Origin of the sequence: Sinorhizobium glycinis, from assembly GCF_001651865.1 — a bacterium.
Taxonomy (GTDB): domain Bacteria; phylum Pseudomonadota; class Alphaproteobacteria; order Rhizobiales; family Rhizobiaceae; genus Sinorhizobium; species Sinorhizobium glycinis.
On sequence record NZ_LPUX01000060.1, the window covers coordinates 251,424 to 270,388 of the forward strand.

Below are 18,965 nucleotides of genomic sequence, written 5' to 3' on the forward strand. Positions count from 1 at the left end.
ATGCTCCCTGATCGGCGCTGCTTACAGTGCTTCTGAATCGGTTTCGCCGGTGCGGATGCGCACGGCATGGTCAATCGAATAGACGAAGATCTTACCGTCGCCGATCTGGCCGGTCTTGGCGGCCGAGGCGATCGCGTCGACGGCCTTGTCGACGATCTCCGACGGAACCGCGATCTCGATCTTCAGCTTCGGCAGGAAGCTCACGGCATATTCGGTGCCACGGTAAATTTCGGTGTGCCCCTTCTGGCGGCCGTATCCCTTAACTTCGGTCACGGTCAAACCCTGGATGCCTACGGCGGTCAGGGCTTCGCGAACCTCATCGAGCTTGAACGGCTTGATAATGGCCATCACAATTTTCATCGGCTTCCCATCCTTGTCTGCCTCGGCCCGGAGGCCGTCTCTCCTTGCTGCTTAAGCGCGCGAAGCGCTGGGCAACCGAAAAGTCACATTCAAGGGGCGTGCCAGATTCAAGCGAGAGGGTCCAAATTCAGGAAAAGACACGAAAAAACCACTTTTCGCGACGCTTCCGCCGCGAAGTGCTAAAAAAGAAGCCAATGAGATAGCTTAAAAAATAGGCAGAAGAGCAAAATTGGCTGACAATCGGCTATTTTTTACTCAATTGCCTTTTTGCGGATCAGGCCCTCCTGCGCCACGGAGGCGATCAGCACGCCGGAACGATCGAACAGGCTGCCGCGCGTCATGCCGCGCGCGCCATGGGCGCTTGGGCTGTCCTGAGTGTAGAGCAGCCAGTCGTCCATGCTGGACGGTCGATGGAACCACATGGCGTGGTCGAGGCTCGCGACCTGGAGCGTGCGGTCGAAGACGGAGGTGCCGTGCGCATAAAGCGACGTGTCGAGCAGCGTCATGTCGGAGAGATAGGCAAGGACGGCCGCCTGCAGATGCCGCTCGTCCGGAACCTTGCCGACGGCCTTCACCCAGACGTCCTGCCTCGGAGCGGCCCTCTCGCGGGAGAAATAGTGTTCGAGCGAGGTCGGCCGGATCTCGATCGGCCGCGGCCGCTCCCAATACCGCCGGATCGCTTCCGGGGCATGGACGAGGAACTTCTCCCGCAGTTCCTTTTCTCCGGGCAGGGTTTCCGGCATCGGCACGTCCGGCATGCCGAACTGATGGTCGAAACCGTCCTCGTCATACTGGAAGGAAGCCGACATCGAGAAGATCGCCTTCCCATGCTGGATCGCCACGACCCGCCGGGTCGCGAAGCTCGATCCGTCTCGGATGCGGTCGACCTCGTAGATGATCGGGACGGTGGGATCGCCGGGCCGCAGGAAATAGGCGTGCAGCGAATGAACGTAGCGGCCTGCGTCCACGGTCCGTTGCGCGGCGACGAGCGCCTGGCCGATCACCTGCCCGCCGAACACCCGCTGCCAGCCGACCTGGGGGCTGAGGCCCCGGAACAGGTTTTCTTCGAGCTTCTCAAGATCGAGAATCCCAAGCAGCGCATCCATGGGGGTAGCGGTCTCAATGGGGCGCGACATTTCGGCGGTCTCCCGTAGTAGGAACGGCGATGGCATTGATCTATATAGCCAGGAGAGGATGCTCAAGTGCTGGGAGAGACGGAATGATCGATGTCCTGATTGCCGGAGGCGGCTATGTCGGCCTGTCGCTCGCCGTATCGCTCAAGAAGGCGGCTCCCCATCTTGACGTGACGGTCGTCGACGGGGCACCGGAAGGCGCCTGGAAAAAGGACGAGCGCGCCTCGGCGGTCGCCCTTGCGGCCGAGCGCATGCTCGATGTTCTCGGCGTCTGGGGCGCGATCGCGCCGGAGGCCGAGCCGATCCTCAGGATGGTGATCACCGATTCGAAGACCGCCGACCCCGTCCGTCCGGTGTTCCTGACCTTCGAGGGCGATGGCGGCGAGGGCCGTCCCTTCGCGCATATGGTGCCGAATACCGCGCTGGTCGGCGCCTTGCGCGACGCCTGCCGGGAGCTCGGCGTGGCGATCCGCCAGGCGGCTATGGTCGAGAGCTTCAAGAGCGGCGACCACGCCGTTGCCGTGACGCTCGCCGGCGGCGAGGCGCTGGAGGCGCGGCTGCTGGTCGCCTGCGATGGCGTCCGATCGAAATTGCGCGAGGCGGCCGGCATCAAGGTCGTCGAGTTCGATTACGGCCAGTCCGGCATCGTCACGACGGTCGAGCACGAGAGGCCGCATGGCGGCACGGCGGAGGAGCATTTTCTGCCGGCCGGCCCCTTCGCCACCCTGCCGCTCAAGAACAACCGCTCGTCGCTCGTCTGGACGGAGGGCACGTACGATGCCGAACGGCTGGTGAAAGAGGATGACTTCATTTTCGAGGAGGAACTGGAGCGCCGCTTCGGCCACAAGCTCGGCCACCTCAAGGTGGTCGGCGGCCGCAGGGCCTTTCCGCTCGGGCTGACGCTGGCGCGCGATTTCGTGGCATCCCGCTTCGCGCTGGCGGGCGATGCCGCCCACGGCATTCACCCGATCTCCGGCCAGGGCCTCAATCTCGGTTTCAAGGACGTGGCAGCCCTTGCCGAGACGATCGTCGAGGCGGATCGCCTCGGCCTCGATATCGGCTCGCTTGCCGTCCTCGAGCGCTACCAGACCTGGCGGCGTTTCGACACTTTCCGCATGGGTGTGACGACCGATGTGCTGAACCGGCTGTTCTCCAACGACATCACGCCGGTCAGGGTGATCCGCGACATCGGGCTCGGCCTCGTCGACCGCCTGCCGTCGCTCAAGAATTTCTTCATCCGCCAGGCCGCCGGCGTTGCCGGCGAAACGGACCCGCGATTGCTTTCGGGGCAGCCGATCTAGCGGTGCGAGGATTCCCTTCGCTTGAGCGCCCCTCATCCGGCCTGCCGGCCACCTTCTCCCCGCAGGCGAAGGAGACTCGCGGCGCCGCCTAAATCCCCTCTCCCCGCTTGCGGGGAGAGGGTTAGGGTGAGGGGCAAATTTCCACTCGATGCCTCGCCTCACTGCTCCGACAGTTTCATGTCCGGGTGATAATCCTTGCCCTCCACCTCCTTCACCACCGCCTGGCCGCATTGCATGTGCTGTGTGTCGGCGTTGAAGGCGTAAGTCGGCGCCCCGTGCAGGCTCCAACCCTGGTTCAATGCCGCCGTCACCTTGTGGCAGAACGAAGCGTCGTCGGGACCGGTCAGGAATCGGTAGAGTATCAAGGTTTCGCCTTTCGCTTTTCGATGATGTCCGCCTTCCCGGCGAGTTTCAGTGCCTGGTCGAGATGGAGGCGTTCGACCATGCGGCCGTTGAGACTGATCACGCCCCTGCCTGCATGTTCCGGCCGGGCGAAGGCGTCGATGATCGCGCGGGCTTCGTCAAGGGCCGCCTCGTCGATGCCGAAGCAGCGATTGGCTTCGTCGATCTGGGCGGGGTGGATCAGCATCTTGCCGTCATAGCCCATGTCGCGCCCCTGACGGCACTCGGCCGCAAGACCCTCCGCATCGCGAAAATCGTTGAAGACGGCGTCGATGGCGTCGAGACCGCTGCCGCGGGCGGCGATGAGGACCTGCATCAGCCAGGGCACGAGATAGGTGCGGCCGGCGCGTGCGGGAACGCCTGTCTCCTTGCGCAGGTCGTTGAGGCCAAGGACGAAACAATCGAGCCGACCGCCGAAAGTGCGGCCCATTTCGGCGATCGCCGGCGCGTTGATGACGCCGCGCGGCGTCTCGATCATCGCCCAGAGCCGCAGGCTCTCCGGCGCGTCGTTATCAGACAGCCAATCGAGCACCGATTGGATATCGGCGGGGCTTTCGACCTTCGGCAGGAGGATCGCATCCGGGCTTGCCGCGACCGCGGCGGCAAGATCCGCTTCGCTGAAACCCGATTCCGCCACATTGATGCGGATGATCGCTTCGCCGTCCGGTCGGTTATCGGATAGATGGCGGATGAGGGCGTCGCGGGCTTGCGTCTTGCGCTCGGGTGCGACGGCATCCTCGAGATCGAAGATCACCGCGTCCGCGGCAAGGTCCTTGATCTTGGCGAGGGCGCGGGGATTGTCGGCCGGAACTGAAAGCACGGAGCGGCGGAGCCGCACGGGATGATGATCGGTCGCTCGTGTCATGCAACCCGTTGTGCCCGCGTTTGTTGCCTCACGCAAGCTCGAAGGGGCCTTGCAAGCGGTGCCGCGAGCCACCACATGCCGCATAGAAAGGTACGAACATGCAAAGCATCCGCTCTGTTCTCTTCACGGCCGCAGCCATTGTCATCACGTTTGCGGCCTTCGTGCTGACCGCCTCGCTGGCCCTGGCGCTCGCCGGTATTGCCGCCGTCATTGCGACCGGCAGCGCGATCGCAGCCAGGTTCAATGCGAAGCCGGTCCCGGCGCGCGCCCGCGCCGCCGGTCGTGAGCGCGAAATGCGGATCTGGAACGACGGGCGCGGCACGATCATCGATCTCTAGAGCGCCGCGCGTTCAGTTGAACGCGCAAAGGAAGCTCTAGAATCGAGCCGGGGAAGCCCGCAAGCGCAGATTCCCCTTCATTTCGGCGCGAAACTGATCTAAACGCTCTCCGACACTTCCGCTGAAATCGAAGGCTAGACCATGGACAAGTTCGTCAAGCTCACCGGCGTTGCCGCGCCCCTGCCCGTCGTCAACATCGACACGGACATGATCATCCCGAAGGACTACCTGAAGACGATCAAGCGCACCGGTCTCGGCACGGGACTTTTCGCCGAGGCCCGCTACAACGAGGACGGCACGCCGAATCCGGACTTCGTGCTAAACAAGCCGGCCTATCAGAACGCCAAGATCCTGGTTGCCGGCGACAATTTCGGCTGCGGCTCCTCGCGCGAGCATGCGCCCTGGGCGCTCCTCGATTTCGGCATCCGCTGTGTCATCTCCACCTCGTTCGCGGACATCTTCTACAACAACTGTTTCAAGAACGGCATCCTGCCGATCGTCGTCAGCCAGGCCGATCTCGACAAGCTGATGGACGATGCCAACCGCGGCTCCAATGCCGTGTTGTCGATCGATCTGGAAGCCCAGGAAATCACCGGTCCCGATGGCGGCTCGATCAAGTTCGAGATCGATGCCTTCAAGCGCCACTGCCTGCTGAACGGCCTCGACGACATCGGCCTGACGCTCGAAAAGGCAAACGCCATCGACAGCTTCGAGAAGTCGACTGCCGCATCGCGCCCCTGGGCCTGAACCGGCGCGATGACGCGCAAGCGCATCTCCTCCGGCTCGCCCTTCGAGAAGGCGGCGGGCTATTCGCGTGCCGTTGCAAAGGGCGACTGGTGCTTCGTTTCCGGCACGAGCGGCTACGACTACGCCACGATGACCATGCCGGAGAGCGTCGAGGAACAGGCGCGAAACTGCCTGAGGACGATCGAGGGCGCTTTGAAGGAAGCCGGCTTCTCGCTTTCCGACGTCGTGCGCAATCACTACATCGTCACCGATGCCAGCTTCGCCGACCGGGTCTTCCCGATCTTCGGCGAGGTTTTTGGCGACATCCGCCCGGCTGCGACGATGATCGTCTGCGATCTGATCCGCCCGGAAATGCTGATCGAAATCGAGGTCACGGCGTTTCGCGGATAAGCGGTTTTCCGACCAACAGATCCGATAGACGCCGTCTGCATAGTCGCTTGCCATACCCTAGTCCTAACCCTAGTCCTCTCCCCGTCAGAACGGGGAGGGGATGGGAGCTTGCCTCTCCTCTTTACCACACAAGCGGCAGAGGGAGCCGAGCGGGTGTCGCGAGTCCCTTCTCCCCATCATGATGGGGAGAAGGTGCCGGCAGGCGGATGAGGGGCCGCCCGCAATCGAATCGTTTTTCTTGACCATCGGCCCCGCGTCACGCTATCAAGCATTCCTGTGGTGATTTGGCCGGCCGGCTTGCAGCCACGTTAAAGAAGTCGCTAAAGGGCCGAGGAAAAACGGATTTCCGAGGACCGGTCGCGATCATTTCGCCGCCGGTTTTTTTGTATTGATCGAGTGGAACCATGCCCATCAAGATTCCCGATACGCTGCCCGCCTTCGAAACGCTCGTCAACGAGGGTGTGCGGGTGATGACCGAGACGGCGGCGGTCCGGCAGGACATCCGCCCGCTTCAGATCGGGCTCTTGAACCTGATGCCGAACAAGATCAAGACGGAGATCCAGATCGCCCGGCTGATCGGCGCGACGCCGCTGCAGGTGGAACTGACGCTGGTGCGCATCGGCGGCTACCGGCCGAAGAACACGCCAGAGGAGCATCTCTTCGCCTTTTACGAGACCTGGGAGGAGGTGAAGGGCCGCAAGTTCGACGGCTTCATCATCACCGGCGCGCCGGTCGAGACGCTCGACTACGAAGAGGTCACCTACTGGGAGGAACTGCAGCGCATCTTCGACTGGACGGCGACGCATGTGCATTCGACGCTGAACGTCTGTTGGGGCGCGATGGCGGCGATCTACCACTTCCACGGCGTGCCGAAATATCCGCTCAAGGAGAAGGCCTTCGGCGTCTATCGGCACCAGAACCTCAAGCCCTCCTCCGTCTATCTGAACGGCTTTTCGGATGATTTCGCCGTACCCGTGTCGCGCTGGACCGAGGTGCGCCGGCCAGATATCGACCGTGTGCCGGGCCTCGAGATCCTGATGGAATCGAAGGAGATGGGCGTCTGCCTCGTTCACGAGAAGAAGGGCAACCGGCTCTATATGTTCAATCACGTCGAATATGATTCGACCTCGCTCTCGGACGAATATTTCCGCGACGTGGACGCCGGCGTGCCGATCAAGCTGCCGCACGACTATTTCCCCCACAACGATGCGGACCTGCCGCCGCAGAACCGCTGGCGCAGCCATGCGCATCTCTTCTTCGGCAACTGGATCAACGAGATGTACCAGACGACGCCCTACGAGCTCGAAAAGATCGGCACCGGAGCGTGATGTAAGTAGGCAGCAGGATCGGTTCACTGCAGGCCACGAAAACACGCCGCTGAAAAGTGTGACTTTCCGGTTGCCGCACCGCAGGAAATGACGCAGTTTGTCGCCCGCTGGAAACGAAGCGAGTGGAGACAAGATGAGCACCGGCACGGAAATCTTCGGTCACCTGCCCACGGGCGAACCGGTCTACCGGGTGACGCTCACGGGCGGCGGGTTGACGGCCAAGGTGATCAGCTGGGGCTCGGTCATCCAGGACCTGCGGCTCGAGGGGCATGCGGCCCCGCTCGTGCTCGGCTTTGCGGATTTCGACAGCTATCCGGCCCATTCCGCCTATTTCGGCGCAACCCCCGGCCGCAACGCCAACCGCGTCGGCGGCGGGCGCTTCACGCTCGACGGCAGGGACTATCAGCTCGAACTCAATGAAAATGGCGTCACGCACCTGCACGGCGGCAGCGACAACATCGGCAAGCGCAACTGGACGATTGTCGACCGGGCGGAGGACCGCGTCACGCTCAGGATCACCGATCCCGACGGCCGCGCCGGCTATCCCGGCAATTGCACGGTCACCTGCACCTATACGCTGAAGCCGGGCGGCACGCTGAACGTCCTCTATGAGTCCGAAGCAGACGCGCCGACGCTCGCCAACGTCTGCCAGCACAGCTATTTCAATCTCGATGGCGGCGCCGACGCATTCGGCCACGACATCATGATCGCCGCCGACCACTATCTCCCGACGGACGAGCGGCTGATCCCGACCGGCGAAATCCGCTCGGTTGCCGACACCGCCTTCGATCTCCGCGAAATGACCCCGCTGCGGCGACAGACGGAGGGCGGGAGGGTCGTCTACGACAATAATTTCTGCCTGTCGCCGGAGCGCATGCAGAAGCGCTCCGTGGCGCTGGCGCGCAGCATCAATTCCGGCGTGTCGATGGAGGTGCTGACGACGGAGCCCGGCGTCCAGCTCTATACCGGCAGCAAGCTGAACGTCCCGGTCCCGGGCCTCGAAGGCCGCCGCTACGGCCCCTTCGCCGGCTTCTGCCTGGAAACGCAAATCTGGCCCGACGCAGTGAACCACGCAGGTTTTCCGAAGGCGGTGCTCAGGCCGGGCGAGACGCTTCGGCAGGAGACGGATTACGTTTTTGCGAAGAGTTGACCAGCACTTCTTGTAATTCGCCATGCCCGCCAGCCTCTATGTCGCATCCGCAAGACCCTACCAAGGGGCTGCCGGAGATCAGCTACCCCTTCCACGACAGGGATGCGCTCGTCACCAATTGCGGCCGCATCTGCATCTACCGCAAGAGGATCAACATCTCGACCGTGCTGGCGGGACAGAAACTCGGGATCAAGGAAGTCGACAGAGCCTGTCCCGGACTTGATCCGGGGGCATTTGGCTCGTCAGCTTCATGCATTATGATTTGGGATATATCGACCTGGAGCAGAGAACCTTGCAAACCATCGACAACCCGTTCGCCACGAGGTTGTCACCCCTGTCTTAGGTACGTTCTGTTACCTATGTCTCCGGGTCGGACAATGGAGAAACTGGAGCGGGCGAAGGGATTCGAACCCTCGACCCCAACCTTGGCAAGGTTGTGCTCTACCCCTGAGCTACACCCGCTCATCAGACCCAGGCCCGGGGTAGTCTGTGGACCGTGGGTTGCCGCCCCGTCTTGCGGCGACGGGCGCTATATGGCCCAAGCATTTTTCAAATGCAACAGGGAAATGACGTGAAGGCAAGAAATTTTTCGGGCTGATCCAAAGCGTCGCAATGCCGCGATCTCGGTCGTTCACCGCCGCCCTTGAGATTGCGCAAGCCGCCCCTTCCTCGTAAACCGGCACAAAATCTCAGGCGGCAGAAAGGAATTGAGCATGAGCGAGGCACAGCCGAAGACCGCGGACGACCTGTTCCGCTTTCTCGACGAGCTCGGCATCGAACATAAGACGAAGCGGCATCAGCCGGTCTTCACCGTCGCCGAATCGGTGGCGCTGCGCGACGAAATCCCCGGCGGACATACAAAAAACCTGTTCCTGAAGGACAAAAAGGACAATTATTTCCTCCTGACCGTCGAGGAGAATGCGACGGTGGACCTGAAGACCATTCATCAGACCATCGGCGCGGCAAGCAAGGTCTCCTTCGGCAAGCCGGAGAAGCTGATGGAGTATCTGGGCGTGATCCCCGGTGCCGTGACCGCGTTCGGCGCGATCAACGACACCTCGGGCAAGGTGAAGATCATTCTCGACGAGGGCCTGATGGAATTCGACACGATCAACTGCCATCCGCTCTCGAACGACCGAACGACCTCGATCGCCGCGAAGGACATGCTGCGCTTCATGGAGGCGACCGGACACGAACCGCTTGTCTTGAAAGTGACGGCCTGACATACGATCTTTGGCGCGGAAAGCATCAAGTCGGGCGACAAGCCCGCGAGGAGAGAAGAATGGGCGGTAGCGACAATCCCTATGCAGGTTCCTTCGGCAACCAGATGACGGCCTCGGCCTCGTTCGGCGGGCAGCCGGCAGCGGATGCCGCAGCCGCCGGCGACCTGATCAAGGAGACGACCACCGCCAGCTTCGCGCGCGACGTCCTCGAAGCCTCGCGCCAGCAGCCGGTACTTGTCGATTTCTGGGCGCCCTGGTGCGGGCCGTGCAAACAGCTGACGCCGATCATCGAGAAGGTCGTCAAGGAAGCTGCCGGCCGCGTGAAGCTCGTCAAGATGAATATCGACGACCATCCCTCGATCGCCGGCCAGCTCGGCATCCAGTCGATCCCGGCGGTCATCGCCTTCGTCGGTGGACGTCCGGTCGATGGCTTCATGGGCGCCATCCCCGAGAGCCAGATCAAGCAGTTCATCGACCGCATTGCCGGCCCGCCCGTCGACGATGCCAAGGCCGAGGTCGAGGCCGTGCTTGCCGACGCAAAGGCGCTCTTCGAAGCCGGCGATGTTCAGAACGCCGCCGGCCTCTACGGTGCCGTGCTGCAGGCGGAACCGGAAAATGCCGACGCGATCGCCGGCATGGTGGAATGCATGATCGCGCTCGGCCAGCTTGCCGAGGCGCGCCAGGCGCTCTCGCAGCTGCCGGAAGAGCTTGGCAAGACGGCGGCCATCGGCGCTATTTCCAAGAAGCTCGACCAGATCGAAGAGGCACGCAAGCTCGGCGATCCGGTTCAGCTGGAGCATCAGCTGGCGGTCAATCCGGACGATCACGCAGCGCGGCTGAAGCTTGCCAAAATCCGCAATGTCGAGGGCGACAGGGCCGGCGCGGCCGACCATCTGCTGCTGATCATGAAGCGCGACCGCAGTTTCGAGGACGACGCCGCCCGGCGCGAACTCCTGTCCTTCTTCGAAGTCTGGGGGCCGAAGGATCCGGCGACGATTGCCGCCCGGCGCAAGCTTTCCGCACTTCTCTTCTCCTGACCGGTTGGCGGCAGGCAGCGGAACTGCTTTTTGCGTCTCCGATCGCAGCTTTTCTCCTTGAGATTTTCAAGGAATGCACCATCTCTTGAGCGTGCGGCCACGCTCGTGCGACGGGGACGCCGCGATCTTCAGGGGCAATCGGAAATGCATGTCGGAAATGCGCGTTATCTCAGTCCGAAGGATCTGCCGGAGATACTTCCGGTCTTTCCCCTGACGGGCGCGCTGCTGCTTCCGGGCGCACAGCTTCCACTCAACATCTTCGAACCGCGCTACCTCGCGATGTTCGACGACGCGCTCTCCGGTGACCGACTGATCGGCATCGTCCAACCTTCCTTTGCGGAGGGGCGCAGCGATATCGATTCCTCGCCGGTGCCGGCGCTCTGCCAGGTCGGCTGCATCGGCCGCATCACTTCCTTCGCCGAGACCGGCGATGGCCGCTACATCACCTCGCTCACCGGCGTCTGCCGCTACAGGCTGTTTGCGGAAATTTCCGGGGTGCGCGGCTATCGCCGTTTCCGCATCGGCCCCTTCGCAGCCGATCTCGAAGGCCCGGACGACGAGGCGCTCGTCGACCGCGAGGCGCTGCTCGCCGCCTTCCGCGCCTATCTCGACGCCAACAAGCTGGAAGCGGACTGGGAGAGCGTCGAACGGGCCAGCAACCGCACGCTCGTCAATTCGATGGCGATGATGTCGCCCTATGGACCGGCGGAGAAACAGGCGCTGCTCGAAGCGCCCGACCTCAAGACGCGCGCCGAAACGCTCATCGCCATCACCGAGATCGTGCTTGCCCGCAATTTCGGCGATCTCGACAACATTCTGCAGTGAAGACGAGGCCATGGACGCAAACGCCAGCCGGGTCGATCCGAAACTTCTCGAACTGCTCGTCTGCCCCCTGACGAAGGGGCGGCTCAGCTACGATGCCGAGGCCCACGAACTGGTCTCGGAAAAGGCCCGCCTTGCCTATCCGATCCGCGACGGCGTGCCGATCATGCTGGTCTCGGAGGCGCGCAAGATCGAGGATTAGGCGGCGGTTGCTTTGCCCCTCATCCCGCTGCCGCGACCTTCTCCCCGCAAGCGGACCGCTAGCGGGGAGAAGGGGCATGCCGCGCCGCCTCGCCCCGTTCGCCAGCCAACCGGATGGGCGCTTGCCGCGAGTCCCTTCGCCCCGCTTGCGGGGAGAAGGTGCCGGCAGGCGGATGAGGGGCAATTTGTGGTCGGAAAACCGGGGTGGCTACCCGCCGACGTGCTCGACGCTCGCCTCGATCCGCTCCATGTCGTCGTCGGAAAGACCGAAGTGGTGGCCGATTTCGTGGATCAGCACGTGGGTGATGATGTCGCCCAGGGTCTCCTCGTTTTCCGCCCAGTAATCGAGGATCGGGCGGCGGTAGAGGGTGATCCGGTTCGGAAACTCGCCGGTCTCCATGGTGAAGCGCTCGCCGATGCCGCGGCCTTCGAAGAGGCCGAGCAGGTCGAAAGGCGTCTCGAGCGCCATGTCTTCGAAGACGTCGTCGCTTGGAAAGTCGGCAACTTCGATGATGAGATCGGTCGTCAGCTTGCGGAATTCCTCAGGCAGGTGGCTGTAGGCTTCAAACGCGAGCTGTTCGAATGTGGTAAGCGTCGGTGCGTGGCGTTCCCGCCAATCATCGGTCTGGTCAATGCGGGCCATGGGCACTCCTTGTTGCCCTCATATAACGATTTCGCCTTTATTTTTCGAGTGTTGAATTCGGTTGCGGCAGGATGAGGAATAAATTCTTATCCTTTGCTGTTGACTCTTTCTGCAAGGTCTGGAATCCATAAGAACATAACATGAACATTTGATGGGAGTTGACCGTCATGGCCGAGAACGCCGTGCAACGGCAAACCATTCTTTCCCTTCGTGACACCATAGCACGGATTGAAAATTGCAGCTTGCCGGGAATTGTGCGGACCGCCAAGGCGGCCGATGCCGCCGGTTTTCGGCGCGGCAGCGAAGGGACCTTGCATCGCAAGGTCCTGCCGCTTGGGATTGCGGCCCTCGACGATGTCCTCAAGGGCGGGCTGCCGCTCGAAGGCATGATGGAAATCCGCAATGCCGAAACCCGTGACGCGGGCGCGGCCGCCGGCTTCGTGGCGGCGCTTGCGGTGCTTTATCAGCAAGTGAGGAAGGAGAAAGGCCATCTCGCCCCGGTGCTGTGGATCAGCCAGGCGCTCGCTTCCCGCGAGGCGGGGCATCCCTATGCGCCCGGTCTCAGGTCCTACGGGCTCGACCCGCAACGCTTCCTCTTCGTCTCGGCGCGCACCGTCAAGGATGCGCTCTGGATCGCCGAGACGGCGCTTTTGGTGCCGGTCTTCGCCGCGGTCGTTCTGGAAATCCGCGGCAATCCCGCCTGTCTCGCCTTGAGCGAGAGCCGGCGCTTGCATGTCCGGGCCCGGGCCGGCGGCGTGCCTCTACTTCTCTTCCGCCAGGCGGGCGAGGAGGAGGCGAGCAGCGCCTTCTTCCGGTTCCAGATCAAGCCGGCACCGGCCGGCGAGCGACCTCTCCCCGATGGCTCGGTGCTTTGCGGCAGCATCGACCATCCCGCCTTTCACCTCCTTGTCGAAAAAAGCAGGGCTTATGCCGCTGCCGACATCTTTCTGGAATGGAACGCCCATGACCGCCGCTTCTACCCCCTCGACGAGCGCCGGAGCGCCGCTCTTCAGGCCAATGGACCAGAGAATCCTGTCGATCCACTTTCCGCATCTGCCGGCCGATCGCATCGCGCGCAGCCGCTGGGGCGCCTCCTGGCTTTCGCGCGGGCGTCCTGATCATCCGCCGGTCGTTTTTGCCGCCAAGATCGACAATGCCATGCGCCTCGTCGCCCTCGACACACTTGCCGAGCGCATCGGCCTGAAGCGCGGCCAGGGGGCCGCGGAGGCCCGCGCCATGTGTCCGGCGCTCGACGTGATCACCGCCGATCCGGCCGCCGACCAGGCCTTTCTGGAAGGGCTTGCCGACTGGTGCGACCGCTATACGCCGCTCGTCGCGCTCGACGGAAAGGACGGCCTGTTCCTCGACATCACTGGCTGTGCCCATCTGCATGGCGGCGAGAAGGGGCTCGTCAGCGACGTCTTGTCCCGGCTTTTTTCGCTCGGCGTCGAGGCGCGGGCGACCGTCTCCTCCTCCGCCGGCCTTTCCTGGGCTGCCGCCCGCTACGGCAATGTGGCCGTCATCGAACGGCAAGAGGCCGGCCGGGTTCTTGCACCCTTGCCGGTCGCTGCGCTCCGCCTGCCGGAGGAAACCGCCGCAGCGCTCGAACGCGTCGGGCTGAAACAGATCGGCGACCTTCTCGAAGCGCCGCGCGCGCCGCTCACCCGCCGCTTCGGTTCCCTTCTTCTCCTCAGGCTCGACCAGGCGAGGGGCGAGGCGGACGAACCTTTATCGCCCCGCCTGCCGGTGCCGAGCTTTTCCGCCGAGCGCCGGCTCGCCGAGCCGCTTATCGACGAGGAATACATTCTCGAACTGACAAGGCACCTTGCCAAGGACGTCCGCGCCTCGCTGGAGCGGCATGGCGAAGGCGGTCGGCTGTTCGAACTCCTCCTGTTTCGCGTCGACGGACGGGTGTTCCGTGTCCGGGCGCATGCGGCCATGCCGTTGAACGATGCCGATCGCATCGCGGCGCTCTTTCGCGAACGGCTGCAGGCGGTCCATGACGATCTCGATGCCGGATACGGCTTCGAAATCCTCAGGCTGGCCGTTTTGCGCAGCGAAAGGTTCGATCCGGCACAGCAGGATTTTTCCGGCGTGCCCGAGGAAAGCCAGCCGCTTGCCGCCTTCATCGACAAGGTTGCCGCCCGTTTCGGCCCCGATTGCCTGATGCAGGCGAGCCTTGCCGAAAGCCACCTGCCGGAGCGGGCGGGCGGCTTTGCCGCCGTCAGGGATGTTGCGGCGGTGATCGGCTCTCCTGCCTCTGAAGAGAAGGCTTTTCCCGAAAACCGGCCCTTACGGATTTTTACGCATCCCGAATTGGTAGAGGCGACGGCCGAGGTGCCGGACGGCGCCCCGCGCAGCTTCAGCTGGCGCAAGACCCAGTATCGGGTCGCCCGCGCCGAGGGGCCGGAGCGGATCGCCGCCGAATGGTGGATCGACGGGGAGGACCATCCGACCCGTGACTATTTCCGGGTCGAGGATCAGGAGGGCCGCCGCTTCTGGCTGTTCCGCGAAGGCCTTTACGGAAGGGAAGTCGCCGCGACCCGCTGGTTCATGCATGGAGTTTTCGCATGAGCGAGGGGCCGATCTTCCATGAGCTCGGGGCGCGCACGAATTTCTCCTTCCTTGAAGGGGCGGCGCCGGCCGAGGAAATGGTCGTCTTTGCCAAGAAGATCGGGCTTTCAGGCCTCGGGGTCGCCGACCGCAACAGCGTGGCCGGCGTCGTCAGGGCCCATGCCAAGGCGAAAGTGGAGAATTACCCTTTCCAGCCGGGGGCCCGCCTGGTTTTTGCCGACGGCACGCCGGATATTCTCGCCTATCCGAGGAACAGGCGGGGCTGGGGGCATCTTTGCCGGCTGCTCAGCGCCGGCAACCTGCGCTCGAAGAAGGGCGACTGCACGCTTTATCTCGCCGATCTGCTCGAATGGCAGGAGGATCTTCTCCTGATCGTCATGCCGGGCGAAGGCCGGCCGCGGGCGAAAACCCTTCGCAAACTTCTTGAAAAATTACAGGAGCATGCCGGCAGCCGGCTCTATCTCGGCCTGGCGCCCCGCTATGACGGTTTCGACCGGCATGACTTCGCCGTGCTCGCCGCAGTCGCCAGGAGCCTGGATGTCCGGCTGCTGGCCACCAATGACGCGCTCTATCACGATCCGCACTACAGGCCGCTTGCGGATGTCGTCACCGCCATTCGCGAGCATGTGACGATCGCCAGCGCCGGCTTCCTCCTCCAGAAGAATGCCGAAAGGCATCTGAAGGGCCCGAAGGAGATGGCACGGCTTTTCCGCGACTATCCCGAAGCGATCGTCAATGCGGGCAAATTCTTCAAGCGGCTTTCCTTCAGCCTCGACGAGCTCAGCCATCAATATCCGGACGAGAACGCCGAGGGCGAGACGCCGGCCGAAAGCCTGCGACGGCTGGTCGCCGAAGGCGCGCTCGAGCGTTATCCTTCCGGCGTCCCGGAAAAGGTCCAGCGGCAGATCGAATACGAGCTCGAACTCATCCACGACAAGAAATACGAGCCCTATTTCCTGACCGTCCACAAGCTGGTGAAATTTGCCCGCAGCGTGGATATTCTCTGTCAGGGGCGGGGGTCCGCGGCCAATTCCTCGGTCTGTTTCTGCCTCGGCATCACCGATGTCGACCCGCAGAAATTCACGCTGCTGTTCGACCGCTTCCTGTCTCGCGACCGCGACGAGCCGCCCGATATCGACGTCGATTTCGAGCACGAGCGGCGCGAAGAGGTCATCCAATACATCTACAGGACCTATGGCAGGGAGCATGCCGGGCTCACCGCCGCGGTGATCAGCTATCGCTCGCGCTCGGCCGGGCGCGAGGTCGCCAAGGCCTTCGGCCTTTCGGAGGACGTGCAATCGGCGCTCGTCAGTTCGATCTGGGGCTGGGGGACCTCGCCCTTCACCGAAGAGCAGGCGAAGGGAGCGGGTCTCGACGCGGCGGATCCGCTCACCAGGCGCGTTCTTGCCTATGCCAGCCTGCTTATGAACTTCCCGCGGCATCTCTCCCAGCATGTCGGCGGCTTCGTCATCACCCGCGACAGGCTCGACGAGGTCGTACCGATCATGAATACGGCCATGCCCGACCGCTACATGATCGAATGGGACAAGGACGATCTCGACCAGCTGAAGATCCTCAAGGTCGACGTGCTGGCGCTCGGCATGCTGACCTGCCTCGCCAAGGCCTTCAAGTTCCTTGAGGCGCATTATGGGGAAAAGAAGATCCTGGCCGAACTCTACCAGGACCAGCAGGAGGCCGTTTACGACATGATCTGCCGCGCCGATACGGTCGGGGTATTCCAGATCGAAAGCCGGGCCCAGATGAGCATGCTGCCGCGCCTCCGGCCGCGTGAAATGTACGATCTGGTGATCGAGGTGGCGATCGTGCGCCCGGGCCCCATCCAGGGCAACATGGTGCATCCCTATCTGAAGCGGCGGGAGGCGCAGCGCCGGGGAGAGCCGGTCGATTATCCGAGTGCGGAATTGAAGGCGGTCCTGGAAAGGACGCTGGGCGTGCCGCTGTTCCAGGAGCAGGCGATGCAGATCGCCATCACCGCCGCCGGCTTCTCGCCCAGCGAGGCCGACCGCCTGCGCCGCGCCATGGCGACCTTCAAGCGGACCGGCACGATCCACACTTTCGAGCGGAAGATGATCGATGGCATGATCAAGAACGGCTATGACAGGGAATTCGCCGAACGCTGCTTCAACCAGATCAAGGGTTTCGGCGAATATGGCTTTCCCGAAAGTCATGCCGCCTCCTTCGCTTCACTCGTCTATGCCTCCTCCTGGTTCAAGGCCTACTATCCGGACATCTTCTGCGCCGCGCTCCTGAATTCGCAGCCGATGGGCTTCTATGCGCCCGCCCAGCTCGTGCGCGATGCCCGCGAACACGGGGTCAGGATGCTGCCGGTCGACGTCAACCATTCGTCCTGGGATGCCCTGCTCGAAGGTGAAGCGATGTTCCGCAAGGATGCGATCGATCCGCGTCATGCGGACATGCGCGATGTCTTCCGCGCCGAAAAGGCGGTGCGGCTCGGATTCCGGCTGGTCAAGGGCGTAAAGCAAACGGATATGGAGACGCTCGTTGCGCGCCGTGGCGAGGGGTACCGTTCCGTCCACGATCTCTGGGTCCGCTCCGGCCTGACCCGGGCCGTGCTGGAGCGCCTTGCGGATGCGGATGCCTTCCGCTCCATCGGACTCGATCGGCGAAGAGCACTCTGGGCGGTGAAGGCGCTCGACGAGCAGTCGGCGGTCGAGCGCCTGCCGCTCTTCGAAGGGGCGGGCTCCACCGACCTGCAGGTCGAGCCGGCGGTCGCCCTGCCGGACATGGCCGCGGGCGAGCATGTCATCCATGACTATCGCTACCTGACGCTTTCCCTGAAGGCCCATCCGGTTTCCTTCATGCGCGGGGATTTCGCGCGCCTGGGCATTCTTTCCAGCCGTGACCTGGCGAGCACCCCGGCCGGCAGGCGGGTGACGGTGGCGGGCCTTGTGCTCGTCCGCCAGCGGCCGGGTTCGGCCAATGGCGTCATCTTCATGACGATCGAGGACGAAACCGGTGTCGCCAACATCATCGTCTGGGAAAGGACGTTCCAGAAATATCGGCGGCAGGTCATGGGGTCGCGGCTCGTGAAGGTGCGCGGCCGCTTGCAGAGCGAAAGCGGCGTCATCCATGTGGTCGCCGAGTATATGGAAGACATGACGCCGATGCTCGGCCTCCTGCGCAACGAGGTCCGGCGTTTCGGAGCCAATGAGCGCGCCGATGAGGCGCTCAGGCCGACGGCGGATGCCCGCGACAAGAAGGCGCTCCGGCAATTGCGCCCAGCGCCGCCTGCGCACGAGGGGCTGGAAGCTGAGGCGGGGAGCGCGGTGGCCGAGGTCATGCCGAAGGGACGCAATTTCCATTGAGCCCTCGGTCAGGCCTGCTACCGGCGATCGTTGCCTCCTCGTTTTCCTTCCTCTTTCGCGTCCCGGACATGCCTGTGTAAAAATGTCGCAGCCTGTCCAGCCCAATCTGCACGCTCCGGGAGAAAAATAGTCGCCTTAGACTCTCCTAATCTAATGAAAACACGAAATTTTTCCTCAAGATTAGAACCAATCTAATATGCCCCTCAACTTTGTGGAGAGGAGTTTTTTGTTGACGGCAAATATCCTCTTTTGCTTTATCGCAAAATCAGGATGTTGCGTTTGACAGGCAAGACGAATGTTGGTTTGCAGCTGCAATTTCATCACCGAAAAAGAGATCGAGGACACGATCATCGCTCTCCTCGACGAGGATTGTTGGCAACTGATCGTGCCGGCGAAGGTCTATCACGCGATGGAAAAGCGCGGCCGCTGCTGCGGCTGTTTCCCCAATGTCGTCGACATCATCATCCGCACCACCGAGCAATATCACGCCCGTGGCGACTCGACGGAAGCCGAGATATTTGATTTCATGACCCGCCTAAAACAATTCCACGAAGAAAACCGGAGGGCGGATCTTGAAAGGCGACGCAAAGGTCATAGAGCAGCTTAACGAAGCGCTCTTTCTCGAACTCGGTGCCGTAAACCAGTACTGGCTGCACTACCGCCTCCTCGAAGACTGGGGCTACACGCTGCTCGCCAAGAAGGAGCGCGCCGAGTCCATCGAGGAAATGCAGCACGCCGACAAACTCATCGACCGCATCATCTTCCTCGAAGGCCATCCGAACCTCCAGACGGTCGCACCGCTGCGCATCGGGCAGAATGTCAAGGAAGTGCTGAAGGCCGATCTCGCCGGCGAATACGACGCCCGCACGGCCTACAAGAATTCCCGCGATGTCTGTCACGCCGCCGGCGACTATGTCTCGATGAAGCTCTTCGAGGAACTGCTCGCCGACGAGGAAGGCCATATCAACTTCCTCGAATCGCAGATCCAGCTGCTGGAGACGATCGGCGAGGAAAAATACGGGCAACTCAACGCCGCCCCGGCCAACGAAGCCGAGTAAACATCGATCGATTACAGAGAGCGCCGCGCGTGCAAACGTGCGGCGC

Annotated in this window: 20 protein-coding genes, 1 tRNA gene, 1 pseudogene and 1 riboswitch; of the genes and pseudogenes, 16 read left to right on the forward strand and 6 right to left on the reverse strand. The window is 62.8% G+C overall.

Translation table 11 applies throughout. The annotated features are described in order from the left end of the window. Nucleotides 1-21: 21 nt before the first annotated feature. Both AU381_RS14640 and tesB read right to left on the reverse strand, forming a co-directional pair. Nucleotides 22-360 carry a P-II family nitrogen regulator gene (locus AU381_RS14640; protein ID WP_014766401.1) on the reverse strand — a complete coding sequence of 113 codons (339 nt, stop codon included), beginning with the start codon at nt 358-360 and terminating at the stop codon, nt 22-24. Nucleotides 361-611: 251 nt separating this feature from the next. After that, a complete protein-coding gene (tesB, locus tag AU381_RS14645) occupies nt 612-1,496 on the reverse strand; it encodes an acyl-CoA thioesterase II (RefSeq protein ID WP_064242473.1) in 885 nt (294 codons plus the stop codon). Nucleotides 1,497-1,579: 83 nt separating this feature from the next. Between tesB and AU381_RS14650 the strand changes: the two genes are divergently transcribed. Next, a complete protein-coding gene (locus AU381_RS14650) occupies nt 1,580-2,794 on the forward strand; it encodes a ubiquinone biosynthesis hydroxylase (RefSeq protein ID WP_064242474.1) in 1,215 nt (404 codons plus the stop codon). A 158-nt stretch (nt 2,795-2,952) separates the two neighbouring features. Here the strand turns inward: AU381_RS14650 and AU381_RS14655 are convergent, their stop codons facing one another. Beyond that, nucleotides 2,953-3,159 carry a DUF1737 domain-containing protein gene (locus tag AU381_RS14655; RefSeq protein WP_064242475.1) on the reverse strand — a complete coding sequence of 69 codons (207 nt, stop codon included), beginning with the start codon at nt 3,157-3,159 and terminating at the stop codon, nt 2,953-2,955. Next, nucleotides 3,156-4,061, reverse strand: coding sequence for an HpcH/HpaI aldolase/citrate lyase family protein (locus tag AU381_RS14660; RefSeq protein ID WP_064242476.1), 906 nt, complete (start codon nt 4,059-4,061; stop codon nt 3,156-3,158). The genes AU381_RS14655 and AU381_RS14660 overlap by 4 nt, the downstream gene beginning before the upstream one ends. A 98-nt stretch (nt 4,062-4,159) precedes the next feature. Between AU381_RS14660 and AU381_RS14665 the strand changes: the two genes are divergently transcribed. From AU381_RS14665 to AU381_RS31230, 6 genes and pseudogenes are all read left to right on the forward strand, one after another. Further along, nucleotides 4,160-4,399, forward strand: a complete 240-nt coding sequence (locus AU381_RS14665) for a hypothetical protein (protein ID WP_064242477.1) — start codon at nt 4,160-4,162, stop codon at nt 4,397-4,399. 141 nt (nt 4,400-4,540) lie between these two features. Then, complete coding sequence (leuD, locus tag AU381_RS14670) at nt 4,541-5,146, forward strand: 3-isopropylmalate dehydratase small subunit (RefSeq protein WP_064242478.1); 606 nt, start codon at nt 4,541-4,543, stop codon at nt 5,144-5,146. Between the two features lie 9 nt (nt 5,147-5,155). Beyond that, nucleotides 5,156-5,536 (forward strand): RidA family protein, encoded by a 381-nt coding sequence (locus AU381_RS14675; RefSeq protein WP_064242479.1) that lies wholly within the window; start codon nt 5,156-5,158, stop codon nt 5,534-5,536. Nucleotides 5,537-5,802: 266 nt separating this feature from the next. Beyond that, a riboswitch (SAM riboswitch) is annotated at nt 5,803-5,880 on the forward strand. Nucleotides 5,881-5,940: 60 nt separating this feature from the next. Continuing rightward, nucleotides 5,941-6,864 carry a homoserine O-acetyltransferase MetA gene (gene metA / locus AU381_RS14680; protein WP_064242480.1) on the forward strand — a complete coding sequence of 308 codons (924 nt, stop codon included), beginning with the start codon at nt 5,941-5,943 and terminating at the stop codon, nt 6,862-6,864. 133 nt (nt 6,865-6,997) lie between these two features. Further along, complete coding sequence (locus AU381_RS14685; protein WP_064242481.1) at nt 6,998-8,014, forward strand: aldose epimerase family protein; 1,017 nt, start codon at nt 6,998-7,000, stop codon at nt 8,012-8,014. 22 nt (nt 8,015-8,036) lie between these two features. Beyond that, nucleotides 8,037-8,357: pseudogene (locus AU381_RS31230) on the forward strand (IS481 family transposase); the annotation flags it as partial. A 44-nt stretch (nt 8,358-8,401) separates the two neighbouring features. Here the strand turns inward: AU381_RS31230 and AU381_RS14690 are convergent. Continuing rightward, nucleotides 8,402-8,476 (reverse strand) — tRNA-Gly (locus AU381_RS14690). Between the two features lie 251 nt (nt 8,477-8,727). Between AU381_RS14690 and AU381_RS14695 the strand changes: the two genes are divergently transcribed. The 4 genes from AU381_RS14695 (at nt 8,728) to AU381_RS14710 (ending at nt 11,298) form a co-directional block, all read left to right on the forward strand. Continuing rightward, nucleotides 8,728-9,237 carry a prolyl-tRNA synthetase associated domain-containing protein gene (locus AU381_RS14695; protein ID WP_064242482.1) on the forward strand — a complete coding sequence of 170 codons (510 nt, stop codon included), beginning with the start codon at nt 8,728-8,730 and terminating at the stop codon, nt 9,235-9,237. 59 nt (nt 9,238-9,296) lie between these two features. Next, on the forward strand, nt 9,297-10,274 hold the full coding sequence (gene trxA / locus AU381_RS14700) for a thioredoxin (protein WP_064242483.1): 978 nt from the start codon (nt 9,297-9,299) through the stop codon (nt 10,272-10,274). 144 nt (nt 10,275-10,418) lie between these two features. After that, a complete protein-coding gene (locus AU381_RS14705; protein ID WP_064242484.1) occupies nt 10,419-11,099 on the forward strand; it encodes an LON peptidase substrate-binding domain-containing protein in 681 nt (226 codons plus the stop codon). Nucleotides 11,100-11,109: 10 nt separating this feature from the next. Beyond that, complete coding sequence (locus AU381_RS14710) at nt 11,110-11,298, forward strand: Trm112 family protein (RefSeq protein ID WP_018235934.1); 189 nt, start codon at nt 11,110-11,112, stop codon at nt 11,296-11,298. A gap of 207 nt (nt 11,299-11,505) precedes the next feature. On the opposite strand, the gene AU381_RS14715 is transcribed toward AU381_RS14710, so the two are convergent. Then, nucleotides 11,506-11,940: a metallopeptidase family protein gene (locus tag AU381_RS14715; RefSeq protein ID WP_064242485.1), complete on the reverse strand. Its 435-nt coding sequence runs from the start codon at nt 11,938-11,940 to the stop codon at nt 11,506-11,508. Nucleotides 11,941-12,107: 167 nt separating this feature from the next. Here AU381_RS14715 and AU381_RS30110 point away from each other — a divergent pair, with 167 nt between their 5' ends. The 5 genes from AU381_RS30110 (at nt 12,108) to bfr (ending at nt 18,919) form a co-directional block, all read left to right on the forward strand. Beyond that, nucleotides 12,108-13,058, forward strand: coding sequence for an ImuA family protein (locus AU381_RS30110; protein WP_064242486.1), 951 nt, complete (start codon nt 12,108-12,110; stop codon nt 13,056-13,058). Then, complete coding sequence (locus AU381_RS14725; protein ID WP_082910012.1) at nt 12,958-14,514, forward strand: DUF6504 family protein; 1,557 nt, start codon at nt 12,958-12,960, stop codon at nt 14,512-14,514. The genes AU381_RS30110 and AU381_RS14725 overlap by 101 nt, the downstream gene beginning before the upstream one ends. Further along, a complete protein-coding gene (locus AU381_RS14730; RefSeq protein ID WP_064242487.1) occupies nt 14,511-17,861 on the forward strand; it encodes an error-prone DNA polymerase in 3,351 nt (1,116 codons plus the stop codon). The genes AU381_RS14725 and AU381_RS14730 overlap by 4 nt, the downstream gene beginning before the upstream one ends. 295 nt (nt 17,862-18,156) lie before the next feature. Further along, on the forward strand, nt 18,157-18,468 hold the full coding sequence (locus AU381_RS14735) for a hypothetical protein (protein ID WP_064242488.1): 312 nt from the start codon (nt 18,157-18,159) through the stop codon (nt 18,466-18,468). Next, a complete protein-coding gene (bfr, locus tag AU381_RS14740; protein ID WP_064242489.1) occupies nt 18,434-18,919 on the forward strand; it encodes a bacterioferritin in 486 nt (161 codons plus the stop codon). Before AU381_RS14735 ends, bfr begins: the two co-directional genes overlap by 35 nt. Nucleotides 18,920-18,965: the final 46 nt, after the last annotated feature.